This window comes from Stenotrophomonas sp. 82F1, assembly GCF_056861525.1.
In genome coordinates this window covers 194,438-218,408 of record NZ_JBSPUD010000001.1, presented here as the reverse complement: position 1 = coordinate 218,408, position 23,971 = coordinate 194,438, and the positions used below count along the sequence as shown (strand labels likewise).

The 23,971-nt window shown below is 67.5% G+C and carries 19 protein-coding genes; 7 read left to right on the top strand and 12 right to left on the bottom strand.

What is annotated here, in order from left to right:
* Positions 1-22 precede the first annotated feature (22 nt).
* From AC13GI_RS00915 to AC13GI_RS00890, 6 genes are all read right to left on the bottom strand, one after another.
* Positions 23-1,183, bottom strand: a complete 1,161-nt coding sequence (locus AC13GI_RS00915) for an AAA family ATPase (RefSeq protein WP_099821459.1) — start codon at positions 1,181-1,183, stop codon at positions 23-25.
* 265 nt (positions 1,184-1,448) lie between these two features.
* A complete protein-coding gene (locus AC13GI_RS00910; RefSeq protein WP_482995247.1) occupies positions 1,449-2,519 on the bottom strand; it encodes a sensor domain-containing diguanylate cyclase in 1,071 nt (356 codons plus the stop codon).
* A gap of 115 nt (positions 2,520-2,634) precedes the next feature.
* Positions 2,635-3,357, bottom strand: a complete 723-nt coding sequence (locus tag AC13GI_RS00905) for a pseudouridine synthase (RefSeq protein ID WP_099821461.1) — start codon at positions 3,355-3,357, stop codon at positions 2,635-2,637.
* A gap of 34 nt (positions 3,358-3,391) precedes the next feature.
* Entirely contained in the window at positions 3,392-5,056 is a 1,665-nt protein-coding gene (locus AC13GI_RS00900; protein WP_099821462.1) for a sensor domain-containing diguanylate cyclase, read from the bottom strand.
* A 647-nt stretch (positions 5,057-5,703) separates the two neighbouring features.
* Entirely contained in the window at positions 5,704-8,127 is a 2,424-nt protein-coding gene (locus AC13GI_RS00895; protein ID WP_099821463.1) for a putative bifunctional diguanylate cyclase/phosphodiesterase, read from the bottom strand.
* 188 nt (positions 8,128-8,315) lie between these two features.
* Positions 8,316-10,244 (bottom strand): DEAD/DEAH box helicase, encoded by a 1,929-nt coding sequence (locus AC13GI_RS00890; RefSeq protein ID WP_025877722.1) that lies wholly within the window; start codon positions 10,242-10,244, stop codon positions 8,316-8,318.
* A gap of 269 nt (positions 10,245-10,513) precedes the next feature.
* On the opposite strand from AC13GI_RS00890, the gene AC13GI_RS00885 reads away from it, so the two are divergent.
* On the top strand, positions 10,514-10,735 hold the full coding sequence (locus tag AC13GI_RS00885; protein ID WP_089239773.1) for an RNA-binding S4 domain-containing protein: 222 nt from the start codon (positions 10,514-10,516) through the stop codon (positions 10,733-10,735).
* Positions 10,736-10,750: 15 nt separating this feature from the next.
* On the opposite strand, the gene ubiM is transcribed toward AC13GI_RS00885, so the two are convergent.
* From ubiM to AC13GI_RS00865, 4 genes are all read right to left on the bottom strand, one after another.
* Positions 10,751-11,929: a 5-demethoxyubiquinol-8 5-hydroxylase UbiM gene (gene ubiM / locus AC13GI_RS00880; RefSeq protein WP_099821464.1), complete on the bottom strand. Its 1,179-nt coding sequence runs from the start codon at positions 11,927-11,929 to the stop codon at positions 10,751-10,753.
* Positions 11,930-12,009: 80 nt separating this feature from the next.
* On the bottom strand, positions 12,010-12,399 hold the full coding sequence (locus AC13GI_RS00875; protein WP_099821465.1) for an MAPEG family protein: 390 nt from the start codon (positions 12,397-12,399) through the stop codon (positions 12,010-12,012).
* A gap of 12 nt (positions 12,400-12,411) precedes the next feature.
* Entirely contained in the window at positions 12,412-12,957 is a 546-nt protein-coding gene (locus AC13GI_RS00870) for a DUF4019 domain-containing protein (RefSeq protein WP_099821466.1), read from the bottom strand.
* A gap of 58 nt (positions 12,958-13,015) precedes the next feature.
* Positions 13,016-14,179, bottom strand: a complete 1,164-nt coding sequence (locus tag AC13GI_RS00865) for a COG3904 family protein (RefSeq protein WP_099821467.1) — start codon at positions 14,177-14,179, stop codon at positions 13,016-13,018.
* A 468-nt stretch (positions 14,180-14,647) separates the two neighbouring features.
* Between AC13GI_RS00865 and AC13GI_RS00860 the strand changes: the two genes are divergently transcribed.
* From AC13GI_RS00860 to AC13GI_RS00850, 3 genes are all read left to right on the top strand, one after another.
* A complete protein-coding gene (locus AC13GI_RS00860) occupies positions 14,648-16,126 on the top strand; it encodes an AlkA N-terminal domain-containing protein (protein WP_482995246.1) in 1,479 nt (492 codons plus the stop codon).
* A complete protein-coding gene (locus tag AC13GI_RS00855; RefSeq protein ID WP_100551986.1) occupies positions 16,123-16,614 on the top strand; it encodes a methylated-DNA--[protein]-cysteine S-methyltransferase in 492 nt (163 codons plus the stop codon). Before AC13GI_RS00860 ends, AC13GI_RS00855 begins: the two co-directional genes overlap by 4 nt.
* Before the next feature lie 405 nt (positions 16,615-17,019).
* Positions 17,020-18,279 (top strand): alkaline phosphatase family protein, encoded by a 1,260-nt coding sequence (locus tag AC13GI_RS00850; protein ID WP_380657715.1) that lies wholly within the window; start codon positions 17,020-17,022, stop codon positions 18,277-18,279.
* A gap of 130 nt (positions 18,280-18,409) precedes the next feature.
* Here AC13GI_RS00850 and AC13GI_RS00845 read toward each other — a convergent pair whose 3' ends face one another.
* Together AC13GI_RS00845 and AC13GI_RS00840 are read right to left on the bottom strand one after the other, a co-directional pair.
* A complete protein-coding gene (locus AC13GI_RS00845; RefSeq protein ID WP_025879339.1) occupies positions 18,410-18,592 on the bottom strand; it encodes a 30S ribosomal protein THX in 183 nt (60 codons plus the stop codon).
* Positions 18,593-18,702: 110 nt separating this feature from the next.
* On the bottom strand, positions 18,703-19,116 hold the full coding sequence (locus tag AC13GI_RS00840) for a MerC domain-containing protein (RefSeq protein ID WP_025879338.1): 414 nt from the start codon (positions 19,114-19,116) through the stop codon (positions 18,703-18,705).
* Between the two features lie 133 nt (positions 19,117-19,249).
* Here AC13GI_RS00840 and AC13GI_RS00835 point away from each other — a divergent pair, with 133 nt between their 5' ends.
* The 3 genes from AC13GI_RS00835 (at position 19,250) to AC13GI_RS00825 (ending at position 23,963) form a co-directional block, all read left to right on the top strand.
* Positions 19,250-21,448, top strand: a complete 2,199-nt coding sequence (locus AC13GI_RS00835; RefSeq protein ID WP_482995245.1) for a TonB-dependent receptor — start codon at positions 19,250-19,252, stop codon at positions 21,446-21,448.
* 275 nt (positions 21,449-21,723) lie between these two features.
* Positions 21,724-22,290 (top strand): TetR/AcrR family transcriptional regulator, encoded by a 567-nt coding sequence (locus AC13GI_RS00830; protein ID WP_025879336.1) that lies wholly within the window; start codon positions 21,724-21,726, stop codon positions 22,288-22,290.
* On the top strand, positions 22,290-23,963 hold the full coding sequence (locus tag AC13GI_RS00825; protein ID WP_353098511.1) for an MFS transporter: 1,674 nt from the start codon (positions 22,290-22,292) through the stop codon (positions 23,961-23,963). Before AC13GI_RS00830 ends, AC13GI_RS00825 begins: the two co-directional genes overlap by 1 nt.
* Positions 23,964-23,971: the final 8 nt, after the last annotated feature.

Sequence of the window (23,971 nt, the reverse complement as noted above, 5' to 3'; positions counted from 1 at the left end):
GCGGATCTTCCCGGTACCGGTCTCAGCGCTGCGGCCAGTGCCAGGCCGGTGCATCCAGCAGGCCCTGCCCGCTCAGCAGCGTCCGCCCGTGCTCCTTGAGCAGGTGCATCGAGTGGCAGTGCGGCGCCTGCTCCAGCGCGGCGATCAAGCGTGTGGCATGCGATACCACCCAGACCTGGCTGCGCGCACTGGCGGCGATGATCAAGCGTGCCAGCGCCGGCAGCAGGTCCGGATGCAGGCTGGTCTCCGGCTCGTTGAGTACCAGCAGCGGCGGCGGCCGTGGCGTGTGCAGCGCCGCTGCCAGCAACAGGAAACGCAACGTGCCGTCGGACAGTTCGGCCATCGACAGTGGCCGCAGCAGACCGGGCTGGTGGAAGCGCAGCGCGAGCCGGCCATCCAGTTCCTCGAAGCTCACCGTCGCCCCCGGAAATGCATCCTCGACACTCTGCGCCAGCGCCTGCGGATCGCCGATTTCCAGGATCGTCACCCAGGCGGCGGCGAGGTCGCGGCCGTCGTGGTGCAGCACCGGGGTGCGGGTCGCCATCGACGGTTGTCGCGCCGGCGCATCGGCATCACTGCGGAAGTGGTCGTAGAAGCGCCAACGGCGGATGTACTCGCGCAAGGTGATGGCTTCCGGCATACGCTGCGGATCGCCCACCTGGGTGAACAGGCTGTCGAACAGCGAAAGACGGTCGTCCACCAGGTCCCAGCCGCGTGCGTGCCGCTGCCGCACCAGCGCCCCGCGGCGGTCGACCAGCAGGTTGGCGCTGCGCAGGAAGGGCCCCGCCCAGATCGCTTCGGCCTTGATCTGCGGATCCAGTGCGAAGGCCGATCGACTCGGCGGCGGATAGCCGAGGTCGATGGCGTAGCCGAATTCATCGGTGGCAAAGCCGAGCTTGAGCCCAACCGATTCCTGCCGCGGTCCGCCCTGCAGCGGAATCTCACCGGCCAGCACGCGGCGATCAATCTTTTCCGGACCGGCCCACAGCGCCGAACCCAATCCGCCCTCCCGCGCCAGCACCGCTGCAACGCCGCCCTGCGCGGTTTCCGCCAGCAGGCGCAGCGCGCGGTACAGGCTGGATTTGCCACTGCCGTTGTCGCCGGTGACGACGTTGAGCCGCTGCATCGGCAGCACCAGCTCGTGCAGTGATCGGTAATTGGCGATGGCCAGGGTCTGCAGCATGGTCGACGTCCTTGCAGTGAGACGCTGAGGGTGCCGTACGAGGATCGCAATGGCTGCGACTGCCCGCGAACGCCCGGGCCATCCACGCATGGCGTGGATCTACTGGTGCATCCACGCATGGCGTGGATCTACTGGTGCATCCACGCATGGCGTGGATCTACTGGTGCATCCGCGCGTGGCGTGGATCTACTGGTGCATCCGCGCGTGGCGTGGATCTACTGGTGGTTCCACCCGTGGCGTGGATCCACCGCAGCCGCGCGGGCGGTCAGGGCGCCACTTCCACCCGGTTGCGGCCGGCGCCCTTGGCCCGGTACAGCGCGGCATCGGCACGGGCCAGGGTCTGCTCGGAGGTTTCACCGGGCTGGTGCTGGGCCACGCCGATGCTGATCGTCACCGGGAAGCCCAGCGGCAGGTTGGACACCGCCACGCGCAGGAACTCGCATTGCAGCTCGGCGGTGCGCAGGTCCACGTCCGGCATCAGTGCGACGAATTCCTCACCGCCGTAGCGTGCGGCCATGCCGCGCCCGGCGAAGTGCGAGCGCAGCAGCGCCCCCAGTTCGGCCAGCACCCGGTCGCCGGTCGCATGGCCCTGGAAATCATTGATGTGCTTGAAATGGTCGATGTCCACCAGCGCCACGCAGGCCTGCCGCGCCTGGCCATCGGCGGCGACCACGGCTTCTCCCAGCGCTGCTGCCAGCGCGCGGCGGTTGGGCAGGCCGGTCAGCGCATCGGTCCGGCTCTGTTCGGCCAGGTCGGCATTCTGTGCCAGCAGCAGATCGTGGTAGTCCGACAGCAGCCGCTCGTAGTCGTCGCGCTCGAGCATGTGCTTCTGGATGTCCAGCGCGAAGCGGCGCAGCTCCATCACCAGCATCACCTGCCGCGACAGCGCGGCCAGCGCTTCGGCCTTGTCGCTTGCCAAGTGCTGCGGGCGCGCGTCGAACACGCACAGCGTGCCCAACGGCAGGCCGTCACTGCTGATCAGCGGTGCACCGGCATAGAAACGTACGTGCGGGTCGCCGGTCACCACCGGGTTGTCGTGGAAGCGCACGTCCTGCAACGCGTCCTCGACCACCATGATCTCCTGCGGCTGCAGGATGGCATGGCCGCACATCGAATCACTGCGCAGGGTCTCGGCCGCATCGATGCCCTGTATCGACTTGAACCACTGCCGCTCGACGTCGATCAGGGTCACGGCCGCCATCGTCGTGCCGCATACCGCCTTGGCAATGGCGACCAGATCATCGAACGAGCGTTCCCGTTCGGAATCGAGGATCCGGTAGCGGTACAGCGCCTCCAGGCGCAGCGCTTCGTTGGCGGGCTTGTCGGGCTTGATCATGCAGCGTCACGTTCCGGCAGGTCGCCGCAAAGTCTAGCGGATGTAGAGCCGCACCCATGCTCGGCTGCACCCGGGCAAAGGCAGCGGAGCATAGGCCCGGCTCTACACACGTCGTTTACCAGTCCTGCTGCTGCGGCAACAGGCCGTGCAGCTCCTGCTCGGTCAGGTTGCGCCACTGGCCGGGCTTCAGCGCACCGATCTTGATGTTGTCGATGCGCACGCGGCGCAGCTGCGTCACGCGATAGCCGAACTCGGCCGACATCAGCCGGATCTGCCGGTTCAGGCCCTGCTGCAGGGTGATGCGGAAACCGAACTTGGCGATCCGCGAGGTCTTGCACGGCAGCGTCATCTGGTCATGAATGCGCACGCCGCGGGCCATCGCGCGCAGGAATTCGTCGGTGACCGGCTTGTTCACCGCCACCAGGTATTCCTTCTGGTGGCCGTTTTCGGCGCGCAGGATCTGGTTGACGATGTCGCCGTTGCTGGTCATCAGGATCAGTCCTTCCGATTCCTTGTCCAGGCGGCCGATCGGGAAGATGCGCTGTTCATGGCCGACGAAGTCGACGATGTTGCCCTTCACCGTGCTTTCGGTGGTGCAGGTCACGCCCACCGGCTTGTTCAGCACGATGTACACGTGGCGGCGGGCGCCTGGCTTGCGGGCAGTGCGAACGCGCAACGGCTGGCCGTCGACCAGCACCTTGTCCTCCTCGCCGACCACCGCGCCGGTGCCGGCGGCATGGCCATTGACGGTGACGCGGCGGGCGGCGATCAGGCGATCGGCCTCGCGACGGGAGCAGAAGCCGGTGTCGGCGATGTATTTGTTGAGTCGGCTGGTCATCGCCCCATTATCCGGCATCGCCGCCCTTCCCGCCTCATGCCGTGGTCAATGGATCTTCGGTCTCGCCATCGAACACCCGGTTACGGCCACTGCGCTTGGCCACATACATGGCATGGTCGGCGCGCCGCAGCAGCGCGGCCAGGTCATCTTCGGCCGGCCGCCACTGTGCCAAGCCGATGCTCGCGGTCACCTCCAGGCCGGGCACCTGCAGGTCCCGGCAGGTCTCGGTGATGCGCTGGCGCAGGCGTTCCAGGCGGGCGGCAGCGATCTCCCGCGGCATGCCCGGCAACAGCAGCAGGAACTCCTCGCCCCCCATCCGCACCACCTGGTCCTCGCTGCGGACAGCGGCACGAAGCGCGCGCGCCACGGCCACCAGCACCTGGTCGCCGACCTCATGGCCGTGGCGATCATTGATGTCCTTGAACAGATCGATATCAAGGAAGCCGATCACCAGCGGGCCCCTCTCACGCTCGCCGCCCTGCAGATGCTGGGCCAGCTGGTGCAGGCCGGCGCGGCGGTTGGGCAGGCCGGTCAGCATGTCGGTCTCGGCGAGCTGGCGCATTTCATCACGCTGCTGGCGCAGCCGGCCCAGGCGCAGGTTGAGCGCGTAGGCCGCCATCATCAGCAGCCAGGTGACCGCCAGCTGCAGGGCCTCCACCCGGTACTCCATCAGCCAGTGCGCGCTGGCGGCGTCGGCCACGATCAGCACCAGCATCGGCGCCAGTGCGGCCAGTCCTGCCAGCGACCAGACATCGCCGCGCAGCCGGGCCCAGATGCCCATCGCCAACGACAGTGCGCAGCCGACGACGAAGGTCCCCTGCAGGATCTGCGCGACCACGCCCAGTCCATCGCGCTGCAACCACGGCACCACCGCCGCCAGCATCAGCAGGGACCACAACACCAGTTGCTGGGCCACGCGCGAACGTGGCAGTACGCGGTCACCGCCGTTCAGGCGCCACAACGCCGGCAACACCAGTGCCTGGGTGGCTGCAGTCAGTGCCAGCAGCCACCCGTCCCCGCGCGCGCCAACCCGCAGCCAGGGTTCGGGATAGCCGCTGAGGCCACCGAGGATCGACTGCCACAGCACCAGCACCAGGGTGGCGCCGATGTACATCAGGAAACTGCGGTCACGGGTGGTCAGATAGGCCATCAGCGCCGACAGCGCCAGCGCGATTGCCACGGCGATGCAGGCGGCGCGCACCAGCAGCCGGGCCGTGTCGTTCTGCTGTACCGGGCTGGGCGCACCCAGCTGCAATGTCGGCACCCAGCGCGCCTTCAGCGGTGTCTGCCAGGAGACCAGGAAGGGTTCGTGGCTGCCGGCAGCGGGTACCGCCACCATGCCGATGCCCGCCCGGAAGCGCGAATCGCGGGTGCGCGCGTCCTGCATGTTGCCGCAGATCTCGCGGTCACCGTGCTGCAGCCGCACTTCGCCGGCAAAGACATTGAAGACATCCAGCGCCTGCGGCTCGCCGGACCAGCCTTCTGGCGGTGCATTCACCTGTGTCTGCTGGCGCGGCCCGGCCAGCATCTCCGGCGTGCACGCGCGATGAGGCGTAGGTTCGGCCGTCGCGGTGCCGACCAGAAGATAATCGCGGCCGGCGTCGACGCTGCGCGCATGGCCCAGCCACGGCAACGCCAACCACACCAGCAGCAGGACAAGCACCGCCCCTGTTTCGAAACGCACCTGCCTGCCGCCCACGCCACGTCCTGTTACTGCTTACGTCCGCGCCCACTGCGCGTCGCCCCTGGCGGCATTATCGCAGTCGAAGGCACCGCCGATGTGTAGACCAAAGTGGCGGGGGTGTTGGCCGGGCTGCCGCCCGGCCCCCGCAGAGGCCGGAGCCGAAGCAACAGCGGAAGCGGGCTACCGAGGTGGGCAGGGCGGTATGGGCAGGCAGGACACGCCGTAAACCCATCCATGGGGGCTCGATGGCGCCATCCATGGCGCCAACGGTCCTGCCTGCCCATACCGCCCCACCCCTGACAGTGTCCCGCCATCTGGTAGATCCACGCCGTGCGTGGATGGATGTTCATACCGATCTCGAAATCATTGAATGGATTGGATGTCATCCACGCATGGCGTGGATCTACGCGTCGACCCACCAGGAGCAGGCCATGCCATCCAGACAGATTGCGGAGATCTGTCGAAGGCGGGGTGGGTCCGGTTGCGGGGGCGTGAGCGCCATGGATGGCGCGACCGAGCTTACATGGACGTACTTGCAGCGTCCCCCGCAACCGGACCCACCCCGCCATCCCACGGAACCCCGCTGTTGCTGTTGCTGTTGAGGTTGCCGGCCAGCGGCCGGCACTGCCGCGGGTGCCGGGCGCAGCCCGGCCGCAGCACCATCAGCCGGCAGCCGATGGCCCCTGCGTGCCGGCCAACCGCATCGGCCGCAGGTCGGCCAGGGTCAACCGTTCCAGTGGCTGCGGCCGTTCGATGGCATAGCCCTGCAGGCCCTGCACCCCCATCCCGGCCAGCGCCTCGGCCACTTCAATGGTCTCCACCCACTCGGCCACCACCTCCATCTGCAGTTCGCGGCCCAGCTCGCTGATCGCACGCACGCTGGCACGACTGACCGGATCGGTATCCATGTCACGCACAAAGGCACCATCGATCTTCAGCATGTCCGCCGGCAGCTGCCGCAGATAGCCGAACGAGGACAGGCCGGAGCCGAAATCGTCCAGCGCCACCCGGCATCCGCGCGCCTTCACCGCGTCGATGAAGGCACGTGCCTGGCTCAGGTTGCCGATTGCCGCGGTTTCGGTGATCTCGAAGCAGAGCTTGGACGCCAGCGCACGGTTGCGCTCCAGCAGGTCGCAGACGAACGCCAGGAATCCCGGCTCGGCGATCGACTGCGCCGACACGTTGACGTTGCACAGGCCCAGCTGGCGTACGTGCGCCGGGCACACCTGCAGGTGGCGGAACAGCAGGCCGAGCACGTGCCGGTCCAGCACCACCGCCATGCCGTAACGCTCCACCGCCGGCATGAACTGGCCCGGCAGGTGCAGCACGCCATCGCTGTCGCGCATGCGCACCAGCACTTCGTAGTGCAGGTAGGACGGATCGCCCACCTTGGCGATGCGCTGCGCATACAACAGCATCCGGTTCTCGGCCATGGCACGGCTGACCCGCTGCAGGCGCTCGGCCTCCAGCCGCCGTTCTTCCAGGGCCAACCGGTTTTCGTTGAAGCAATGCACGCGGTTGCGACCGGCCTGCTTGGCTGCATAGCAGGCACTGTCGGCGGCGCTCATCAGCCAGTTCGCGTCCGGCGCCTCAGCCGTCACTTCGACCACGCCCACGCTGCAGCTCAGCTGCGGACTGCCTTCGCTGATCGGGAACGTGGCCTGGCCCAGATTGCGGATCAACCGCTGCAGTACGCGCTTGGCTTCATCCTGGTTGGCGCGGGCGAGGAACACCGCGAACTCGTCCGCACCCAGGCGCCCCACCCAGTCGCCATCACGCACCGCGCCGACCAGGTACTCGGCGAAGCTGCGCAGCATCTGGTCGCCGGCCGCGTGGCCGAAGCTGTCGTTGACCAGCTTGAAGTGGTCCAGGTTGATGTAGCCCAGTGCGTGGGTTCCACCGTCGGAGCGGACCTGCAGCAGCGACTTCTCCAGCAGGCGCTCGATCTCGCGACGATTGATCAGCCCCGTCAGGGGATCGTGGCTGGCATGGTGTTCGATCTCGCGCGCCAGGGCATGGTTCTGGCTGACATCCTCGACGATGGCGAACACCGACAGGCGGCCGTCGGCGGTGCGCACGCCGGTACCACTCCAACGCCCCCACACCAGGCTGCCATCGCGGCGTCGGAAGCGCAGCTCGCCCGGCCGCAACTGGCGATCCCAGTCGATACGGCCAGCCTCATCGATGACCAGCTCGCCCTCCATCAGCAGCTCGGCCAGCGACATCTGCAGCAGCACGTCCCGGCGATGGTCGAGGATGTCGGCCATCGCCTGGTTGGCCTCCACCACCCGGCCGCTGGCATCCAGCTTGAGCATGCCGACGTTGGCCTGGTAGAAGGCCGCCCGGAAGCGGCTCTCGTGCTCGGTCAGGTCCTTGCCGACCCGGCGGGCCAGGGCAACCGCCATCAGGCTGATCAGCAGGACCGACAGGCCGCCTACGGCCAGGGTCGCGATGCGCACCGCGCGGGCCATGCGCAGCAGCGCCTGCGAGAACGCCTGCGCCTGCTCGCGCAGCTGGTGGTCGATGCCACGCAGCCGGTGCAGGTAGTCATCCACGGTCGCCTCGTCCAGCGGCCCCGCGCCATGGCGGCGCTGCAGCTCCTCCGACAACGCCTGCAGGGCCAGCAGGTCCGCGTCGGTCTGCCGCCACAACCAGGTGGCCTCGCGGAAGGCACCGACATTGCGCGCATGGCGGAACGAGAAGATCAGCCGTGGAATGTCGGCGCGGGCATTGCCCCCACGCAGGAAACCGGCGCGGGCTGTCGCCTCGTCCGGTTCGGGTTGCTCCAGCGCCTTGCGAGCCTGCAGGTCACCCAGCGGAACCTGAAGTGCCCGCTGGGCATCCTGCAGATCCTGCAGATGGCCGCGCGCCAGGTAACGGCTGAGCGCTGCGGTGGCGTCCTGCTGCCCCCGCGACCAGTAGCCCTGCCCTGCGATCCACGCGGTCGATGCCGCCTGCAGCTCCTGGATCACGGCCGACAGCGCGACCAGTCCGATCGCCATGCCCGTCAACAGCGCAAATCGCAGTCCCAGCCCGCGGGTCATCGGTACCCGTCGGCGCTGTTGGTCCATGCCACTTCTACCCATCCTGGATCCCCCGAATGTGCTGCGGTGACAATCTCCTACGGAACCGGGCCAGCCTAGGACCGGGGATGTGTGGGCCATGCGAAACCGGACCCGGCGGGTGATCGGCAGCGGCGGCCGGGCCGGCCTGACCTCTTGAAAACGACAACGCCAGCCCGGAGGCTGGCGTTGTTCATCTACTTCTGCGCGGCTTAGAAGCTGCGCGGGCCGCGCGGCTTGTTGAAGCCATCACGACGCGGCGGACGGCTGTCGCGGTCGCCGCCGGGGCCACCCGGACCACTGCGACGCGGAGCACCCGGGCCACCCGGACCGCCCGGACCACGCTTGTCGAAGCGCGGCTTGAACGGACGCGGCGCCGGATTGACCTCTTCACCGGCCGCCAACGGACGCATCTGCAGCTGCTGGCCGGACACCCATACCTTCTGCAGGTGGGTCAGCACGTCCGACGGCATCTGTGCCGGCAGATCCAGCAGCGAGAAGTCGTCGTGGATGTCGATGCGACCGATGAAGCGGCTTTCCAGGCCGGCTTCGTTGGCGATGGCACCGACGATGTTGGCCGGCTTCACGCCGTGCTGGTGGCCGACCGAGATGCGGTAGGTCTCCATGCCCTGCTCCGGTGCGCCGCGCGGCGGCACGTCACGGCGCGGACGCTGCTCGAAGCCACCCTCGGCATCGTCACGACGCGGACCACGCTCGAAGCGCGGGCCGCGCTCGTTGCGGTCGCCACGTTCCGGGCGCTCAGTGCGCTCGAAACGCTCACGCGGCGCGCGCTCTTCGCGCGGTGCACGCACCGGCGGCTGCAGCAGGAACGGGGTATCGCCCTGCATCATCTTGGCCAGTGCGGCGGCCACTTCGATGGCCGGCACGTTCTGCTCGGATTCGAAACGCTCCAGCAACTGGCGGTAGAAGTCCAGGCCGCCCTGGCCCAGGGTCTCGGTGATGCGCGAGGTGAACTTGTTGATGCGGTTGTCGTTGACCGCTTCCACGCTCGGCAGCTGCATTTCTTCGATCGGCTGGCGGGTCGCACGCTCGATCTGGCGCAGCATGCCCTTTTCGCGCGGGGTGGCGAACAGGATCGCCTCACCGCTGCGGCCAGCACGGCCGGTACGGCCGATACGGTGCACGTAGCTTTCGGTGTCGTACGGAATATCGTAGTTCAGCACGTGGCTGATGCGCTCCACGTCCAGGCCACGGGCGGCCACGTCGGTGGCGACCAGGATGTCCAGCTTGCCTTCCTTCAGCATGGCGATGGTGCGCTCACGCTGGGCCTGCTGCATGTCACCGTTGATGGCGGCAGCGGCCAGGCCACGGGCCTGCAGCTTGCTGGCCAGTTCCTCGGTGCCGGCCTTGGTGCGCGCGAAGACGATCATCGCGTCGAACGGCTCGACTTCCAGGATGCGGGTCAGCGCGTCCAGCTTGTGCATGCCGCTCACCCACCAGTAGCGCTGGCGGATGTTGGCCGAGGTGGTGGTCTTGGTCGCGATGGTGACTTCGACCGGGTCCTTCAGGTAGGTCTGCGCGATGCGACGGATGGCCGGCGGCATGGTGGCCGAGAACAGCGCCACCTGGCGCTTCTCCGGCAGCTTCTTCAGCACCGCTTCGACGTCGTCGATGAAGCCCATGCGCAGCATTTCATCGGCTTCGTCCAGCACCAGCGTCTTCAGCTCGGACAGGTCCAGCGTGCTGCGGTTCAGATGGTCGATGACGCGGCCGGGGGTACCGACCACGATGTGCACGCCGCGGCGCAGGGCCGTCAGCTGCTGGCCGTAAGGCTGGCCGCCGTACACAGGCAGCACGCGGAAGCCGGGGATCTTCGAGGAATAGGACTGGAACGCCTCGGCAACCTGGATGGCCAGCTCGCGGGTCGGGGCCAGCACCAGGGCCTGCGGCTTGATCTGCTGCAGGTCGATGTTGGACAGCACCGGCAGCGCGAAGGCTGCGGTCTTGCCGGTACCGGTCTGGGCCTGGCCCAGCACGTCGCGGCCTTCCAGCATCGCCGGGATGGTGGCAGCCTGGATCGGCGACGGCGTTTCGTAGCCGATGGCAGTGACAGCCTGCATGACAGAATCGGACAGGCCGAGCTGCGCGAACTGCAGCTGCGCTTGGGTTTCTTGGGACATGGGGAACTCCGAAGGCACTGCCACGAGCATGGCAGGCGAAAAAAAGGGGGATTCCGCGCTTTGGGCGCCCTTCTTATCGCGTGCCCTGGCGCTGCTCGGTTGAAGCTGAGGTTTCACTCGCTCAGAGCGGAATGATACCGCACTGTTCCTGAACATGGTGTACAGGAAGCCATCGGCATGCCGTTACGGCCCGCCGTGGCGCACAATAGGCGCCCATTTTACCGCTGCGGGCTCTGTCCTGCAGCGCCTGCCCCAGGAAACCCCGTTCCATGCAGATCCTCGAATTCGACCTCGACGGCGACTACGTCGAACTCAAGCAGTTGCTCAAGCTGGCCGACCTGGTCACCAGCGGTGGCGAAGCCAAGATGGTCATCAGCGAAGGCCTGGTGCTGGTCGATGGCGAGGTCGAGCTGCGCAAGGCCTGCAAGATCCGCGCAGGCCAGGTGGTCGAGTTCAACGACAGCCAGATCCGGGTACTGGCCGCCGTTTGAGTCACCGCGCTGCCGTCAGGCCACGCGCTGGGTCAGGTGGGCGGCAATCAGCTGCCGGAACGGCGCCACCCCCTGCGCCACCCGCAACCCGGCCGCGCGCAACAGGCGCGCCGGCCGGCGGTCATCGGTATACAGGCTGGCGACCGCATTGGTCGCCTCATACAGCGGCCGCGCTGACAGCCGATGTCCGCGCTGGTAGCTGCCCAGCATGCCGGCGGCGGCGATGTCCGCCCCGCGCCGCTGCTGCTCGGCGATGCCCTGCGCCAACCGCTGCGCACTGGCCAGGCCCAGGTTGAAACCATGTGCGGTGACCGGGTGCATGCCCACCGCGGCATCACCGATCAATGCCGAACGCTCGCCGACGAAGCGCTGCGCATATACCCCGACCAGGGGATAAGCCTGCGGCGTCGCCACCGGCTGCATCCGTCCCAGACGGTGTTCGAAGAAACCGCTGATGGCGTCCCCGAACGCGATCTCATCCATCGCCAGCAGTTCTTCGATCTGCCGCGGCGGCAGGGTGATCACCGCCGATGCCTGGCCTTCGTTGAGCGGCAGCAGTGCCATGGTGCGGCCATAGCCGAACCACTCCCACGCCGTGTGGTGATGATCGCGCTCGACCTGCATGCGGCACACCAGCATCGACTTGCCGAAGTCACGCATCTGCGCACCGATGCCGAGCATGCGGCGGGTGCCGGAGAAGCGGCTGTCGGCGCACACCAGCAGGCGCGCGTGCAGTTCGCTGCCATCATCCAGGCGCACCACGTGGCCCTGGCTGTCGGCGCGCACCGCCTGCACCTTGCGACCATCGAACAGCTCCAGCCCGTCCTGGCCCTGCACCGCCTGCCACGCCGCGCGGCGGATCAGATGATTGGGCACCAGCCAGCCCAGCGGCTGGCCATCGATCTGGCTGCTGGCAAAGGTCAGCGCGAATGGCGACCCGCCGTTCATCACCCGCGCATCGCGCAGCTCGGCAATCTCGGCTTCGGGCAGGCGTTGCCACAGGCCCAGTTGTTCCAGGCTCTGCCGCGACGCATGGGTCAGGGCGATTTCACGGCCATCGAAGGCGGCCTCGGCCAAGGCCTGGCGCGGCTGCGCCTCGACCAGCCCCACCTGCAGGCCAGTGCCGGCCAGCGCGCGCGCAAAGCACAACCCGGCCGGTCCGGCGCCGACCACCACCACGTCCATCCTGCGCATGCGCGCCTCCTGCCGTTGATCCAGTCGCGGCCAGCATAGCGCCGCGTGCCTGACCGGCCTTGATCTGGATCAGCTGTACTTCACAGCAGCGCGAACACCAGCGCCAGGATCGCCAGGATCGACACCAGCCAGACCAGGCTGCGCACATAGGGAATGCCGGCCGCATACAACGGCAGGTACACCACACGCGCCCAGAAGTAGACCTGCGCGGCCAAGGCGGTGGCATCGCTGCCACGCCCGGCCACCACCACCGCGATCGCAGCGGCGGCGAAGAACGGGAAGGTCTCGAAGAAGTTGGATTGCGCCCGCTGCAGCCGCCCCGCCAGCGGGCTCAGCGGCTTGGACGAGTCGTCGCGTGCCGAGGCGTTCCATTTCATCCCGCGCTCGCGGGTGACCACGGTGGAGGCGGCGAAGATGTAGACGAAACCCAGCAGCATCGCCCACGCCAGCATCGTCAGTTCGGTGGTCATCGTCGTTCTCCGTCAGGGGCTGGATGCACGCAGGCTGTAACCGGCCAGGCGCCAGGTCTGGTCTTCATCGAAGCGGAACGACACCAGCTCGCGTACCGGCTGCGCGCTGTTGGCGAAACGGGTCGGGAAGCTGACGTTGATGTACAGGCCCTCGGGCACGGCCGCACCTGCAGCGTATTTCACGCGGGTGATAGTCGGCTGGCCACGCCCGGCCATCGCGCCCAGTCGCGTGCGGTCTGCCGCAAGCTGGCTGACGAAGGCGGCCTTGGGCACCGCGCGGCGGGCAACAGCCGAGGCGCCGTCCCACAACTCACCCGCCCGATTGGCGTCGACCAGTTGCGCGGCCTTCAATGCGGCGCTGCCCATTTCCGCGTCCTGTTTCTGCACCTGCGCCTGCTGGGCAGCACTCAGCACCGGCGTAGCAGCCGTCGCCGGTTTCGCGGCGGTCGGGGCGCTCGCCGCGGGGCGCGCCGGGGCCGGCGCGGGCGTGGCCGGTGCAGGCGTTTGCGCCAGTGCAGCCAGGGGCAACAGGGACAGCAGCAGGAGCACGCGCTTCATGGACACCGCCGGTTCGATGGAAAGAACCGCAGTCTACGCCAGCGCGGTGAGTGGCCCGTCAGCGCGCCTGGACGCTGCCCTCCACCGCGCCAGCGTCGGCCTGCGCCGCCGGTGCAGCGGACGTCGCCGGCAGCTGCTCGGCCACCGGCGGCTGCTCCGGCGGCGCCGGCGGCAGCGTGGCCACGTCGATCTCCGACAGCGGGCTTTCCTCCGGGCATACCGGATCGGGGAAGCCGAAGCGCTGTTTCAGCGACTGGCCACAGCTGTTGATCGATTCCATGTCGGCGCCATCGCGCTTGCACTGTTGGTCGAAGGCCACCAGGAAGGCATCCTTGCGCTGCACGAAGTCGTCGCCACAGGCACGCATCTGCTTGATCCGCTCAAGGTCGTCCTGCACCGCGTTGGTGCCGTCCAGGCCGTACTGGCGAAGCTCTTCGGCCGTCAGCAGGCGCAGGCTGCGGTTGGGCACGGTCATCATCAGGTCGGCCACGCCCACCGCCACGCCATTGCGCTGCAGATAGTCCTTCACGTTGTCATAGACCTCGTGCAGCTCGCGGTTGAGTTCCGCGCGCGAGGTGGCCTTGGAGCTGATGCGCATCATGCGATGGATGCCGACCTTGCCGGTCAACAGGCGGTTGTCACCGGCAGCCAGCACGAACACGCAGGCGCTGTGGCAGATCGAACCTTCGCGCACCCAGATGGTCCAGCCGGATTCACCGATGCTGTCACCGGCGACGATGGCCGATTCCACCTGGCCACCACTGGAATCCAGATCGAGGATGCGCTTGTGGATCTGCAGCTCGTCGGCCACCACGGCCAGCCGCCACATCATCTCGGCAAACCCGGGGTTGATCTTGCCGTTGTAGCGCACGCGCAGCAGGCCACGCTCGGCACACGGCGCCAGGGCCTGCTTCAGCTGTTCGCGCTGCAGCCCTTCCAGTTCGAGGCCATCGCCGCCTTCGCCGGCGTAGTCGGTGCCGCAGCTGATCCACGCCTTGCCATTGTCCAGCTGGGTCTGCGGCCAGGGCCGATCGGCACTGCTGCGTGCCTGTGCCGGCGGCGGCGGCGCATCGGCGGCATTGATCGACACCATGTTCTCGCCATCGCTGGCCGGGGCACGCGTGGCCTTGTCGGCGGCAGTGACGTTGCCGGGGTTCTCCAACTGACTGCAGCCCGCCAGGGCCAGGCACAACAGGGGCAACCAGCGGAGTTTGGCGGACATCGGGCAACCGGATTTCGGACAGGTAAGAACCACAGTCTACCTGCCCCTGCCGCGCATTCAGCGCGCGCCACTGAACCGCTTCTGACCCTTAACCCTTGTCATTCCCCATTCCGGCGTCGTCCCAAATCCCACCCACGCATGGCGCGGATCCATGTGTCGACCAAGGTCGACACCCACCAAGAGCAGACCATGCCATTTCGACAGTTCGCGGAAATCTGTCGAAGGCGGGGTGGGTCCGGTTGCAGGGGTGTCCGCAGCATGGATGCCGCGGCCAAGCTTACATGGACGTACTTGCAGCGTCCCCTGCAACCGGACCCACCCCGCCATCCCATGGATCGCCCGCTGTTGCTGTTGAGGTTGCCGTTGCCGTTGCCCCCGCGGGTGCCGGGCGCAGCCCGGCCGACCGCCCCCGGCATCCATGTCCGAATATGGCGAGTACTGTCCCCCGGACGCGCCTAGACTGGCGCCATGGATACCGCACTCGCCCTCGACACCGCCGCCTGCGACCGCGCCCGCCTGGCCCGTGATGCGCGCTTCGACGGCGTGTTCTTCACCGCCGTGCGCAGCACCGGCATCTACTGCCGGCCGGTGTGCCCGGCGCCGCCGCCGAAGCCGCGCAACATCACCTATTACCCCACGGCTGCTGCCGCCGCTTCGGCTGGCTATCGTCCCTGCCTGCGCTGCCGGCCCGAACTGGCCCCGTTGGCACAACAGGCACTGGCCGGACAGGCCGTGCAGCGTGCGTTGGCGCTGATCCACGCGGGCTTCCTGCAGGACCAGCCGGTGGCCGACCTGGCCGGGAAGATCGGCCTCAGCGCACGCCAGCTGCAACGCCTGTTCGTCGAACGTCTGGGGGCAACGCCAGGGCAGATCCACGCGACCCATCGCCTGCTGCTGGCCAAGCAGCTGCTGACCGAAACCACGCTGCCGGTGACCGACGTGGCGCTGGCCGCTGGTTACAACAGCCTACGCCGCTTCAACACGGCCTTCCTGCAGGGCTGCGGCATGGCACCTACCGTATTGCGCCGCCAGCACCATCCACTGGCCGCCGACGATGGCGGTCTGGTGCTTCGCCTGGGCTATCGACCGCCGCTGGATTTCCCGCGGATGCTGGCATTCCTGCGCAAGCGCAGCCTGCCCGGCATCGAGCTGATCGGTGAAGACAGTTACCAGCGCGTACTGGGCACAGCCGAGCGCCCCACCCTGCTGCGCGTCACCGCCGATCCGAAGCGGCCCGAGCTGCGCCTGCAGCTGGGCGCGGTCGACCCGCGCCTGATTCCGGACATCGTGCGCCGCGTGCGTCGGGTGTTCGACCTGGATGCCGACCTGCAGCAGGTGCACGCAGCACTGGGCGACGAACCGTTGCTGGCACGTGGCATCGACGAGCGACCTGGCCTGCGCGTACCGGGCGGCTGGGACGGCTTCGAGGTGGGCGTGCGCGCGGTGCTGGGCCAGCAGGTCAGCGTGGCGGCGGCGACCACATTCGCACGCCGGCTGGTCGACGCCTACGGCGCGCACCTGCCCGGCATGCCGTCTGAATTCGACCGGCAATTTCCGGCGCCGGATGTGCTTGCCGAAGCCCCACTGGAATCGATCGGCCTGCCACGCAGCCGCGCCGCCACCGTGCGCGCACTCGCCGCAGCCTGCGCCAGCGGCCAGCTCGACTTCGGGCCGGGCCAGGCACTGGAGGATTTCGTCGCCCGTTGCGTGGCACTGCCGGGCATCGGCCCATGGACGGCGCAGTACATCGCCCTGCGCGGGCTCGGCCAGCCTGATGCCTTCCCCGCCGGTGATCTGGTGCTGCAGCAGGTGCTGGGCCATGCACAGGGCGAGCGCCTCAGCGAACGCGCCACCGAAGCACGTTCGCAATCGTGGCGCCCATGGCGCGCCTATGCCGTGCTGCATCTTTGGCACCTGTCCGGCACTTTCGTTGGAGAACCCTCATGAACCTGTTGTTCGATCGCTTCGACACACCGATCGGTGAACTCACCATCGCCGGGGATGACAATGGCCTGGCCCACGTTCTGTTCCCGGAAAACCGCCATCCTGCGCGCGGCCGCGAGCACTGGCATTACGCGCCCGGCGCATTGCCGGAGGCGCGCGAACAGTTGCTGCAGTACCTGCATGGTGAGCGCAGCGATTTCGACCTGGTGCTGGCACCGCATGGCACGCCGTTCCAGCTGCGCGTGTGGCATGCGCTGGCGTTGATTCCTTTCGGCCAGACCTGGAGCTACCTGCAGCTGGCGCAGCAGCTGGGCCAGCCGACGGCGACCCGTGCGGTCGGCGCGGCCAATGGTCGTAATCCGTTGCCGATCGTGCTGCCCTGCCATCGCGTGATCGGCAGCAACGGTACGTTGACGGGCTTTGGTGGCGGCCTGGAAACCAAGGCGGCATTGCTGCGGCTGGAGCAGCGGCAGGCGCCGTTGTTTGCATGAGGGTTGGAGGCAGGGCTGCGCCCTGCACCCGCTACAAGCCAGAGCAGCGGCAACCGCCGAAGCAACAGCCGGCTCGGGATTGACTGTGGGTTGGGCGGGGGGGATGAATCTGCGGGGGACGCCGCAAGTACGTCCCTGTAGGCTCGATCGCGCCATCCATGGCGCTCACGCCCCCGCAGATTCATCCCCCCCGCCTTCGACAGGTTCCCGGTGACGGTTTGATTCGTTCCGGTAGATCCACGCCATGCGTGGATGGAAGCATCCGTAATCTGTCTGGAGAAGAGCCCCCTTGTTGTTCAAGGGGGCGCGCCAAGGGCGCGGGGACAAGGTGAAATGCGTGGACACGTGGCGCCCAAGGGCGCCACGTGTCTTTGGTACGTCATTGCCGCGGATTATCATGGGCGGATGACATCCGTACGCCTGACCTGCACGCTGGCGCTGCTGCTGCCCCTGGCCGCCTGCACCACCACGCCTTCGCCTTCGACCATCGCCGCGGCAAGCGGCACGAACGCGCCCCCGGCCACGCCGCCGAAGCTGCTGCTGATCTCCATCGACGGCCTGCGCGCCGATGCCCTGGATCGCGGCCTCACCCCGAACCTGCAGCGGATCATCGACGGTGGTGTGCGTGCGCGCTGGATGACGCCCTCCTATCCGTCACTCACCTTCCCCAACCACTACACGCTGGTCACCGGCCTGCGTCCGGACCACCACGGCATCATCAACAACAGCATGGATGATGCTGAGCTGGGTCGCTTCGCGCTGCACGACCGCACTGCGGTGACCACCAGCGGATGGTGGGGCGGCGAACCGATCTGGGTGGGTGCCGAGAAGGTCGGCGTGCGCACCGCCACCACCTCATGGCCGGGCAGCGAAGCCGAGATCCAGGGCACGCGGCCCAGCCAGTGGCGCATCTACAACGCCAAGGAACCCTTGCAACAGCGTGCGCAGACCGTGCTCGACTGGCTGTCGCAGACCGATGCCGATGCCCCACGCCTGACCACGCTGTACATGGAGCACGTGGACAAGGCCGGCCACAACTTTGGGCCGGACTCCAGGCAGTACACCGATGCCATCGTGCAAGCCGACCGGATCATCGGCCAGGTGCTTGATGGCCTGCAGCAGCACGGCCTGACCGAAACCACCAACGTGATCGTGGTCTCCGACCATGGCATGGCGTCGGTGCCGGAGGGCCAGGTGATCGCCCTCGAATCGATGGTTGATCCCAGCCTCGCGCGCAACGTCAGCCCGGGCCAGTCGGTCGGCTTCGCGCCGGTGGCGGGACATGAGGCAGAGGCCGAGCGCGCCCTGCTCGGCCGTCATGCCCAGTACGAATGCTGGAAGAAGGAAAACCTGCCGGCGCGCTGGCACTACGGCAGCCATCCGCGCGTGCCGGCAATCGTCTGCCAGATGGATGAGGGCTGGGACGCGCTGACGCGCGAGAAGATCGCCAAGCGCGAGCATGCCGATCGCGGCTCGCATGGTTACGACAACGCGTTGCCGTCGATGCGCGCCGTGTTCGTGGCTCGTGGCCCTTCATTCCGGCAGGGCCTGGTGATCGACGGTTTCGACAACGTCGACCTCTATCCGCTGCTGGCGCACCTGCTGCAGGTGCCGGAAGCGGCCAACGATGGCAATCCGGAAACGTTGAAGCAGACCCTGCGTTGAATACGTTGTAGAGCCGAGCCCATGCTCGGCTGCATTGCGCCAGCCGAGCATGGGCTCGGCCCTACAAGAATGGGCAAAAAAAAACGCGGCGCCGAGCGCCGCGTTTTCTTTGGACCGGTCGGTCGGCGGATCAGCCGGCCTTGGCCACTGCCTTCTTGGCCACAGCCTTCTTCGCCGGAGCCTTGGCCACGGTCTTCTTGGCAACCGGGGCAGCGGCGCCTACGGCGACCTTGCTCGCGGTGTGCGAACGGGCGTTGCCGTAGCTGGCGTTGTAGCGCTTGCCCTTGGCGGTCTTGCGGTCACCCTTACCCATGTCTTCAACTCCTCAAATGTGAAATCTGGTTACCCCGTACTGACACGGGTTCGGCGGGGCCGCCTTGCCGGGCGCCCCCGCGCACGATCGGAAAGCCTACCACGGAGCACCTAGTGCGCGCAGCTGGCGTCATGTACGTGGCCGTGGTTCAGGCGCAGGTTGACCAGGTGCGCGATGCCGACCAGCAGCCCGCCCAGGGTCATCACCACCGCGTGCGGCACCGCGTTGTGGTGCAGCGGGTCGTAGAGCACGCCGGCCCACAACGCGACCAGTCCGGGAATCAGGAACGCCAGCGCACGCAGCGCGCCGTGCCGCCGGTAGCCCCAGACCAGGCTGAACAAGCCCAGCAGGGTCACGAACACCACCAGCGCTTTTTCCACGCCATCACTGAGCCAGAAAGACAGGCCAAGCGACGGCGCCGCTGCCAGCAGCAGCGGAATCACCGCGCAATGCACCGCGCACAGCATCGAACCGGTGGCGCCGAAGCGATCGAGCAGGTGGCGCAGGCGTGAGGGCAAAGGCATGACTTCCAGCAGGGCGGCGAATCGTTATGGAATAATATAACATCGTTTCCCGACCCGCACGGTTCCGCTCCCCCTGTCCCGCCGACGGGATTCGTGCGCCACCCGATTGATACAATGTAACAAAGGACCGCCCATGCCCTCCCACCACCCTCGTTTCAAGCCGCATTCCCTGGCCTTGGCGCTCGCTGCGCTGCTGCCGTCCGTCGCCTTTGCGGCCTCCGACGATGATTCGCATCGTGACCGCCACCTGACCGAGCTGTCCTCGGTGCAGGTCACGGCGTCGCCGCTGCAGGGTGATGCCGAATCGCTGGCACGTCCGGTTGAAGTGCTGGCCGGTGAGCGCCTGGATGAGCAGAAGGCCGGCACCCTCGGCGACACCGTGGCCAAGCTGCCCGGCGTGCAGAGCACCTTCTTCGGCCCCGGTGTCGGCCGCCCGATCATCCGCGGCCAGGAAGGCCCGCGCGTGGCCGTGCTGTCCAACGGCATGGGCAACATGGACGCCTCCACCGTCAGCGCCGACCACGCCACCAGCATCGAGCCGTTCCTGGCCGACCAGATCGAAGTGCTGAAGGGCCCTGCAACCCTGCTGTTCGGCAGCGGCGCGATCGGCGGCGCGGTGAACGTGGTCGATGGCCGCATCGCGCGCGAACTGCCGGACCGTCCGCTCAGCGGCCGCGCCGAACTGCGCGGCAACTCGGTCAACGACGAGCGCAGCGGCATGTTCCGCCTTGACGGCGTGAGCGGCAACGTCGTGCTGCACGTGGATGGCCTGGTGCGCAATGGCGACGACTTCCGCATTCCCGGCTACGCGGTGATCGACGGCCTGGAACACCACCACGATGACCACGACCACGCAGGCGAGGAAGGCGAAGAGCCGCGTCGCGGCCGCCTGGACAACAGCTCCATCCGCACCCGCGCCGGCGGCGTCGGCGCCACCTGGCTGGGCGAAGGCGGCTACTTCGGCGTCTCGGCCAGCACCTATCGCACCAACTACGGCATTCCCAACGGCGCCCATGTGCATGCCGACGGCGATGGCCACGACCATGGTCACGACCACGACCATGGCGAGGAGGAGGAAGGTGAAGAGCATGACGTGCGCATCGACATGGTGCAGAACCGCTTCGAGACCAAGGCCGGCATCTACAACCCGGTGTCGTTCCTGAAGAACATCAACGCGCGCGTGGCCTACACCGACTACGAACACGTGGAGCTGGAAGCCGGCACGCCGTCCACCCGCTTCACCAACCGCGGCATCGAAGGCCGCCTGGAAGCGGTGCAGCAGCAGATCGGCGGCTGGGACGGCGCCTTCGGCCTGCAGGTCGGCAACAGCGATTTCGGCGCAAAGGGTGAAGAAGCCTTCGTGCCGGATACCGGCACCAAGAACATCGGCGTGTTCGTGCTGCAGGAAAAGCAGTTCGGCCCGTTCAAGCTGGAACTGGGCGGCCGCCACGACCAGGTCAAGCTGGACCCGACCGGCGACTACCAGCGCCGCAAGTTCGATGCGACCAACCTGTCGGCCGCCGGCATTTGGAAGCTCAACGATGCCGTCGACCTGCGCATCGGCGTGGACAGTTCCGAGCGCGCGCCGACCAATGAAGAGCTGTACGCCGCCGGTGCACACATCGCCACCCGCTCGCTTGAGATCGGCGATGCCAACCTGAAGACCGAGCGCGGCCAGCGCATCGAGCTGGGCATCCACACCCACAGCGAACGCCTGGACTTCTCTGCCGCGATCTATCAGACCAAGTTCAAGGACTTCATCTACCTGGCCGACACCGGTGTGACCGAGAGCCTGCCGGTGCGTGCCTGGACCCAGCAGGACGCGGTGTTCAAGGGCGCAGAGGCCGAAGCGCTGGTGCACCTGTTCGAAGGCGGTGCCGGCGATTGGGACCTGCGTGTGTTCGGCGACTACGTGCAGGCCAAGCTGGACGGCAGTGGCAATCGCAACCTCGATATCGCGGTACCGCACGGTGACCACAACCACAACTACAGCGTGGAGCTGGCCAACACCGGTTACCTGCCGCGCATCGCCCCGGGCCGTGTCGGCGCCGACCTGCGCTGGGCGAAAGATGGCTGGCGTGCCTCGGTGGGTGCGGTGCGTTACAGCCGGCAGAAGGACGTGGCGCAGAACGAGGCGCCGAGCAACGGATACACCCTGGTCGATGCACACCTGGCCTACCGCTGGGACCGCAGCGACAGCAACAGCTACGAGCTGTTCCTGGACGGCAGCAACCTGACCAACCGCGAAGTGCGTCCGCACACCTCGCTGCTGAAGGATTACTCGCCGCTGCCGGGTCGTGGTGTCGCTTTCGGGATCCGCGCGTTCTTCTGATGGGGCATCCACGCATGGCGTGGATCTACTGGAAATGGATCCACGCATGGCGTGGATCTACGGGTAAGTGCATCCACGCATGGCGTGGAGCTACCGACTTTGATGGCTGCGTGCCGTCGTTCTCTCCCGGGGGGCCAGGTTGGCCCCCCGTTTTTTTTTACCCTCCCAGCCGTCCCTCACACAGGCGTCACAAAGATGTGCGTACGACAACAAGCGGACAATCCCGTCGCCATTCGTCTCTCGCCATCCGGACATGTTTGTCCGAAAATGAAGCCATGACCACCCAACGTGCCGATGCTGCTGCCCGCCGAGCCCTCATCCTCGATGCCGCCGACCATGTGTTCGGCCAACATGGCGTTACCGCGCCGCTGGACCTGGTGGTGGAGCGTGCCGAAGTCGGCCGCGCCACCCTGTACCGCAATTTCCCCGACCGTACGGCGCTGATCCAGGCCCTGCTGCAGCGCACGGTCGACCGCATCCGCCGCCAGGTCGAGCAGCTTGGCGACCGCGACGATGCCCTGTTCGAGGTGTTCGAAGGCATGGCCCAGCGCATCGTCGATTCGCCGGCACTGGCCGATTACTGGCGCGCGGTCGATTCGGACGTGCCGGCCATGCGCACCGCGCGCGAGACCGTGCGCGACCTGCTGGAAGCGCCCATCGCCCGTGCCAAGGCCGCTGGCCTGTGCCGGCCGGACCTGGAGAAGACGGATATTTCACTGATCTCGGGCATGCTGGGTGCGGCCCTGCGCGGCAAGACCCGCGATGAGCGCGCCCAACTGGCCGGGCGTGCCCTGCAGCTGCTGCGCGGGGGACTCCAGGGAGCAGCCAGCGGGGAACGCTGATGGTGCAGCCGTACCTCAAGCCGGTTCCGGATTGGGAGGAGCACGAGAAGCCGACCATGCCCGGTTCGGCGTCGATGCCGTGGCACCCACCCTATCGGCGTGCAGCCTATGCACTGGTCTCGCTGCTGGTGGCCATCACCGGCGGCCTTGGCAACGCGCTGGTAACGGCCAACCTGCCTTTCCTGCAGGGACAACTGTCACTCACGCCCACCCAGGGCAGCTGGCTGGTCGCCGCCTACGCCATGGTCAATGTGACCGCCAACCTGCTGGCCTTCAAGTTCCGCCAGCAGTACGGCATCCGCCTGTTCGCCGAGATCGGCCTGGGGCTGTATGCGGCGCTGGCGGTGCTGCACCTGTTCGTCGGCAGTTTCGAGACCACCATGCTGACCCGCGCCGCCAGCGGTTTCGCCGGCGCGGCATGTTCGACGCTGGGCACGCTGTACATGCTGCAAGCCCTGCCGCGACGTTTCACCGGCAACCTGCTGGTGGTCGGCGTTGGCCTGTCGCAGCTGGCGGTGCCGATTGCCTGGATCGTCTCGCCCGGCCTGGTCGATACCGGCCAATGGCACCAGCTGTATTCGTTCGAAGCGGGGCTGGCGCTGTGCGCGTTTGCCGCCGTGGTGGTGCTGAAGCTGCCGCCAGGCGTGCAGGTGAAGGCGTTCGAGCCACTGGATTTCCTCACCTTTGCCCTGCTCGCGCCCGCCGTCGCCCTGCTGGTGATCGTGCTCGCGCAGGGCTACACGCGCTGGTGGCTCAACACGCCGTGGCTGGGCTGGGCGCTGATCGCTTCCATCGCGCTGACCACCACCGCCCTGATCATCGAACACTACCGGCGCAATCCGCTGCTGCAGATCCGTTGGCTGTCGACGCTGCCGGTGATGCACTTCATCGTCGGCGCCTTCCTGATCCGCTTCCTGACCACCGAACAGTCCTACGGCGTGGTCAACCTGATGCGCACCCTGGGCATGGGGCCGGACCAGATGCGGCCGCTGTTCGTGGTGATCCTCGCCGGCGTGGTGACCGGCATCGCCGGCGCGGCGATCACCTTCGGCCCGAAGCGTCTGATCGCGCAGTTGCTGTTGGCGATCCTGCTGCTGGGCGCGGCCGCGTTCTTCGACCAGCACCGCACCAGCATGGACCGGCCGCACGACTTCTACGTCAGCCAGTTCCTGGCTTCGGTGGGCGCCGGCATGTTCATGGGCCCGTTGATCATGCTCGGCATTTCCGCCGCGCTGAAACAGGGTGTGGACCACATGATCACCTTCCTGGTGACCTTGTCGATCACCCAGACACTGGGCGGACTGGCCGGCTCGGCCGTGCTGGGAACGTTCCAGCTGCATCGCGAGCAGCTGTATTCCAGCGCCTTGACCAGCCAGCTCGATCCAGCCGACCCGGTGGTGGCGCAGCGCCTGCGCATCCAGCAGCAGCTGTATGCAGCGCAGATCACCGACCCGGTGCTGCGCAGCGCACAGGGCAGCGCGCAGCTGGCGCAGACCACCCGCCGCGAAGCCAACGTGCGTGGCTTCAATGATGTGTTCACCCTGAGCGGCTGGCTGGCAATCGGCTTCCTGTGCTGGTTGCTGCTGCTGTCGCTGCGTACCGCCGTGCGCAAACAATGGCGCAAGCGCCATCCCTCCTCCCCCGCTGCGGCTGCGACCGCGGCACCGCGCTGAGTTCACTG

Coding starts and splice junctions, on each gene's coding strand:
- AC13GI_RS00885 (WP_089239773.1), top strand. CDS start 10,514: ATGCAGATCCTCGAATTCGACCTCGACGGCGACTACGTCGAACTCAAG.
- AC13GI_RS00825 (WP_353098511.1), top strand. CDS start 22,290: ATGGTGCAGCCGTACCTCAAGCCGGTTCCGGATTGGGAGGAGCACGAG.
- AC13GI_RS00910 (WP_482995247.1), bottom strand. CDS start 2,519: ATGATCAAGCCCGACAAGCCCGCCAACGAAGCGCTGCGCCTGGAGGCG.
- AC13GI_RS00865 (WP_099821467.1), bottom strand. CDS start 14,179: ATGTCCGCCAAACTCCGCTGGTTGCCCCTGTTGTGCCTGGCCCTGGCG.
- ubiM (WP_099821464.1), bottom strand. CDS start 11,929: ATGCGCAGGATGGACGTGGTGGTGGTCGGCGCCGGACCGGCCGGGTTG.
- AC13GI_RS00855 (WP_100551986.1), top strand. CDS start 16,123: ATGAACCTGTTGTTCGATCGCTTCGACACACCGATCGGTGAACTCACC.
- AC13GI_RS00830 (WP_025879336.1), top strand. CDS start 21,724: ATGACCACCCAACGTGCCGATGCTGCTGCCCGCCGAGCCCTCATCCTC.
- AC13GI_RS00845 (WP_025879339.1), bottom strand. CDS start 18,592: ATGGGTAAGGGTGACCGCAAGACCGCCAAGGGCAAGCGCTACAACGCC.
- AC13GI_RS00840 (WP_025879338.1), bottom strand. CDS start 19,116: ATGCCTTTGCCCTCACGCCTGCGCCACCTGCTCGATCGCTTCGGCGCC.
- AC13GI_RS00870 (WP_099821466.1), bottom strand. CDS start 12,957: ATGAAGCGCGTGCTCCTGCTGCTGTCCCTGTTGCCCCTGGCTGCACTG.
- AC13GI_RS00905 (WP_099821461.1), bottom strand. CDS start 3,357: ATGACCAGCCGACTCAACAAATACATCGCCGACACCGGCTTCTGCTCC.
- AC13GI_RS00895 (WP_099821463.1), bottom strand. CDS start 8,127: ATGGGTAGAAGTGGCATGGACCAACAGCGCCGACGGGTACCGATGACC.
- AC13GI_RS00850 (WP_380657715.1), top strand. CDS start 17,020: ATGACATCCGTACGCCTGACCTGCACGCTGGCGCTGCTGCTGCCCCTG.
- AC13GI_RS00875 (WP_099821465.1), bottom strand. CDS start 12,399: ATGACCACCGAACTGACGATGCTGGCGTGGGCGATGCTGCTGGGTTTC.
- AC13GI_RS00860 (WP_482995246.1), top strand. CDS start 14,648: ATGGATACCGCACTCGCCCTCGACACCGCCGCCTGCGACCGCGCCCGC.
- AC13GI_RS00915 (WP_099821459.1), bottom strand. CDS start 1,183: ATGCTGCAGACCCTGGCCATCGCCAATTACCGATCACTGCACGAGCTG.
- AC13GI_RS00835 (WP_482995245.1), top strand. CDS start 19,250: ATGCCCTCCCACCACCCTCGTTTCAAGCCGCATTCCCTGGCCTTGGCG.
- AC13GI_RS00890 (WP_025877722.1), bottom strand. CDS start 10,244: ATGTCCCAAGAAACCCAAGCGCAGCTGCAGTTCGCGCAGCTCGGCCTG.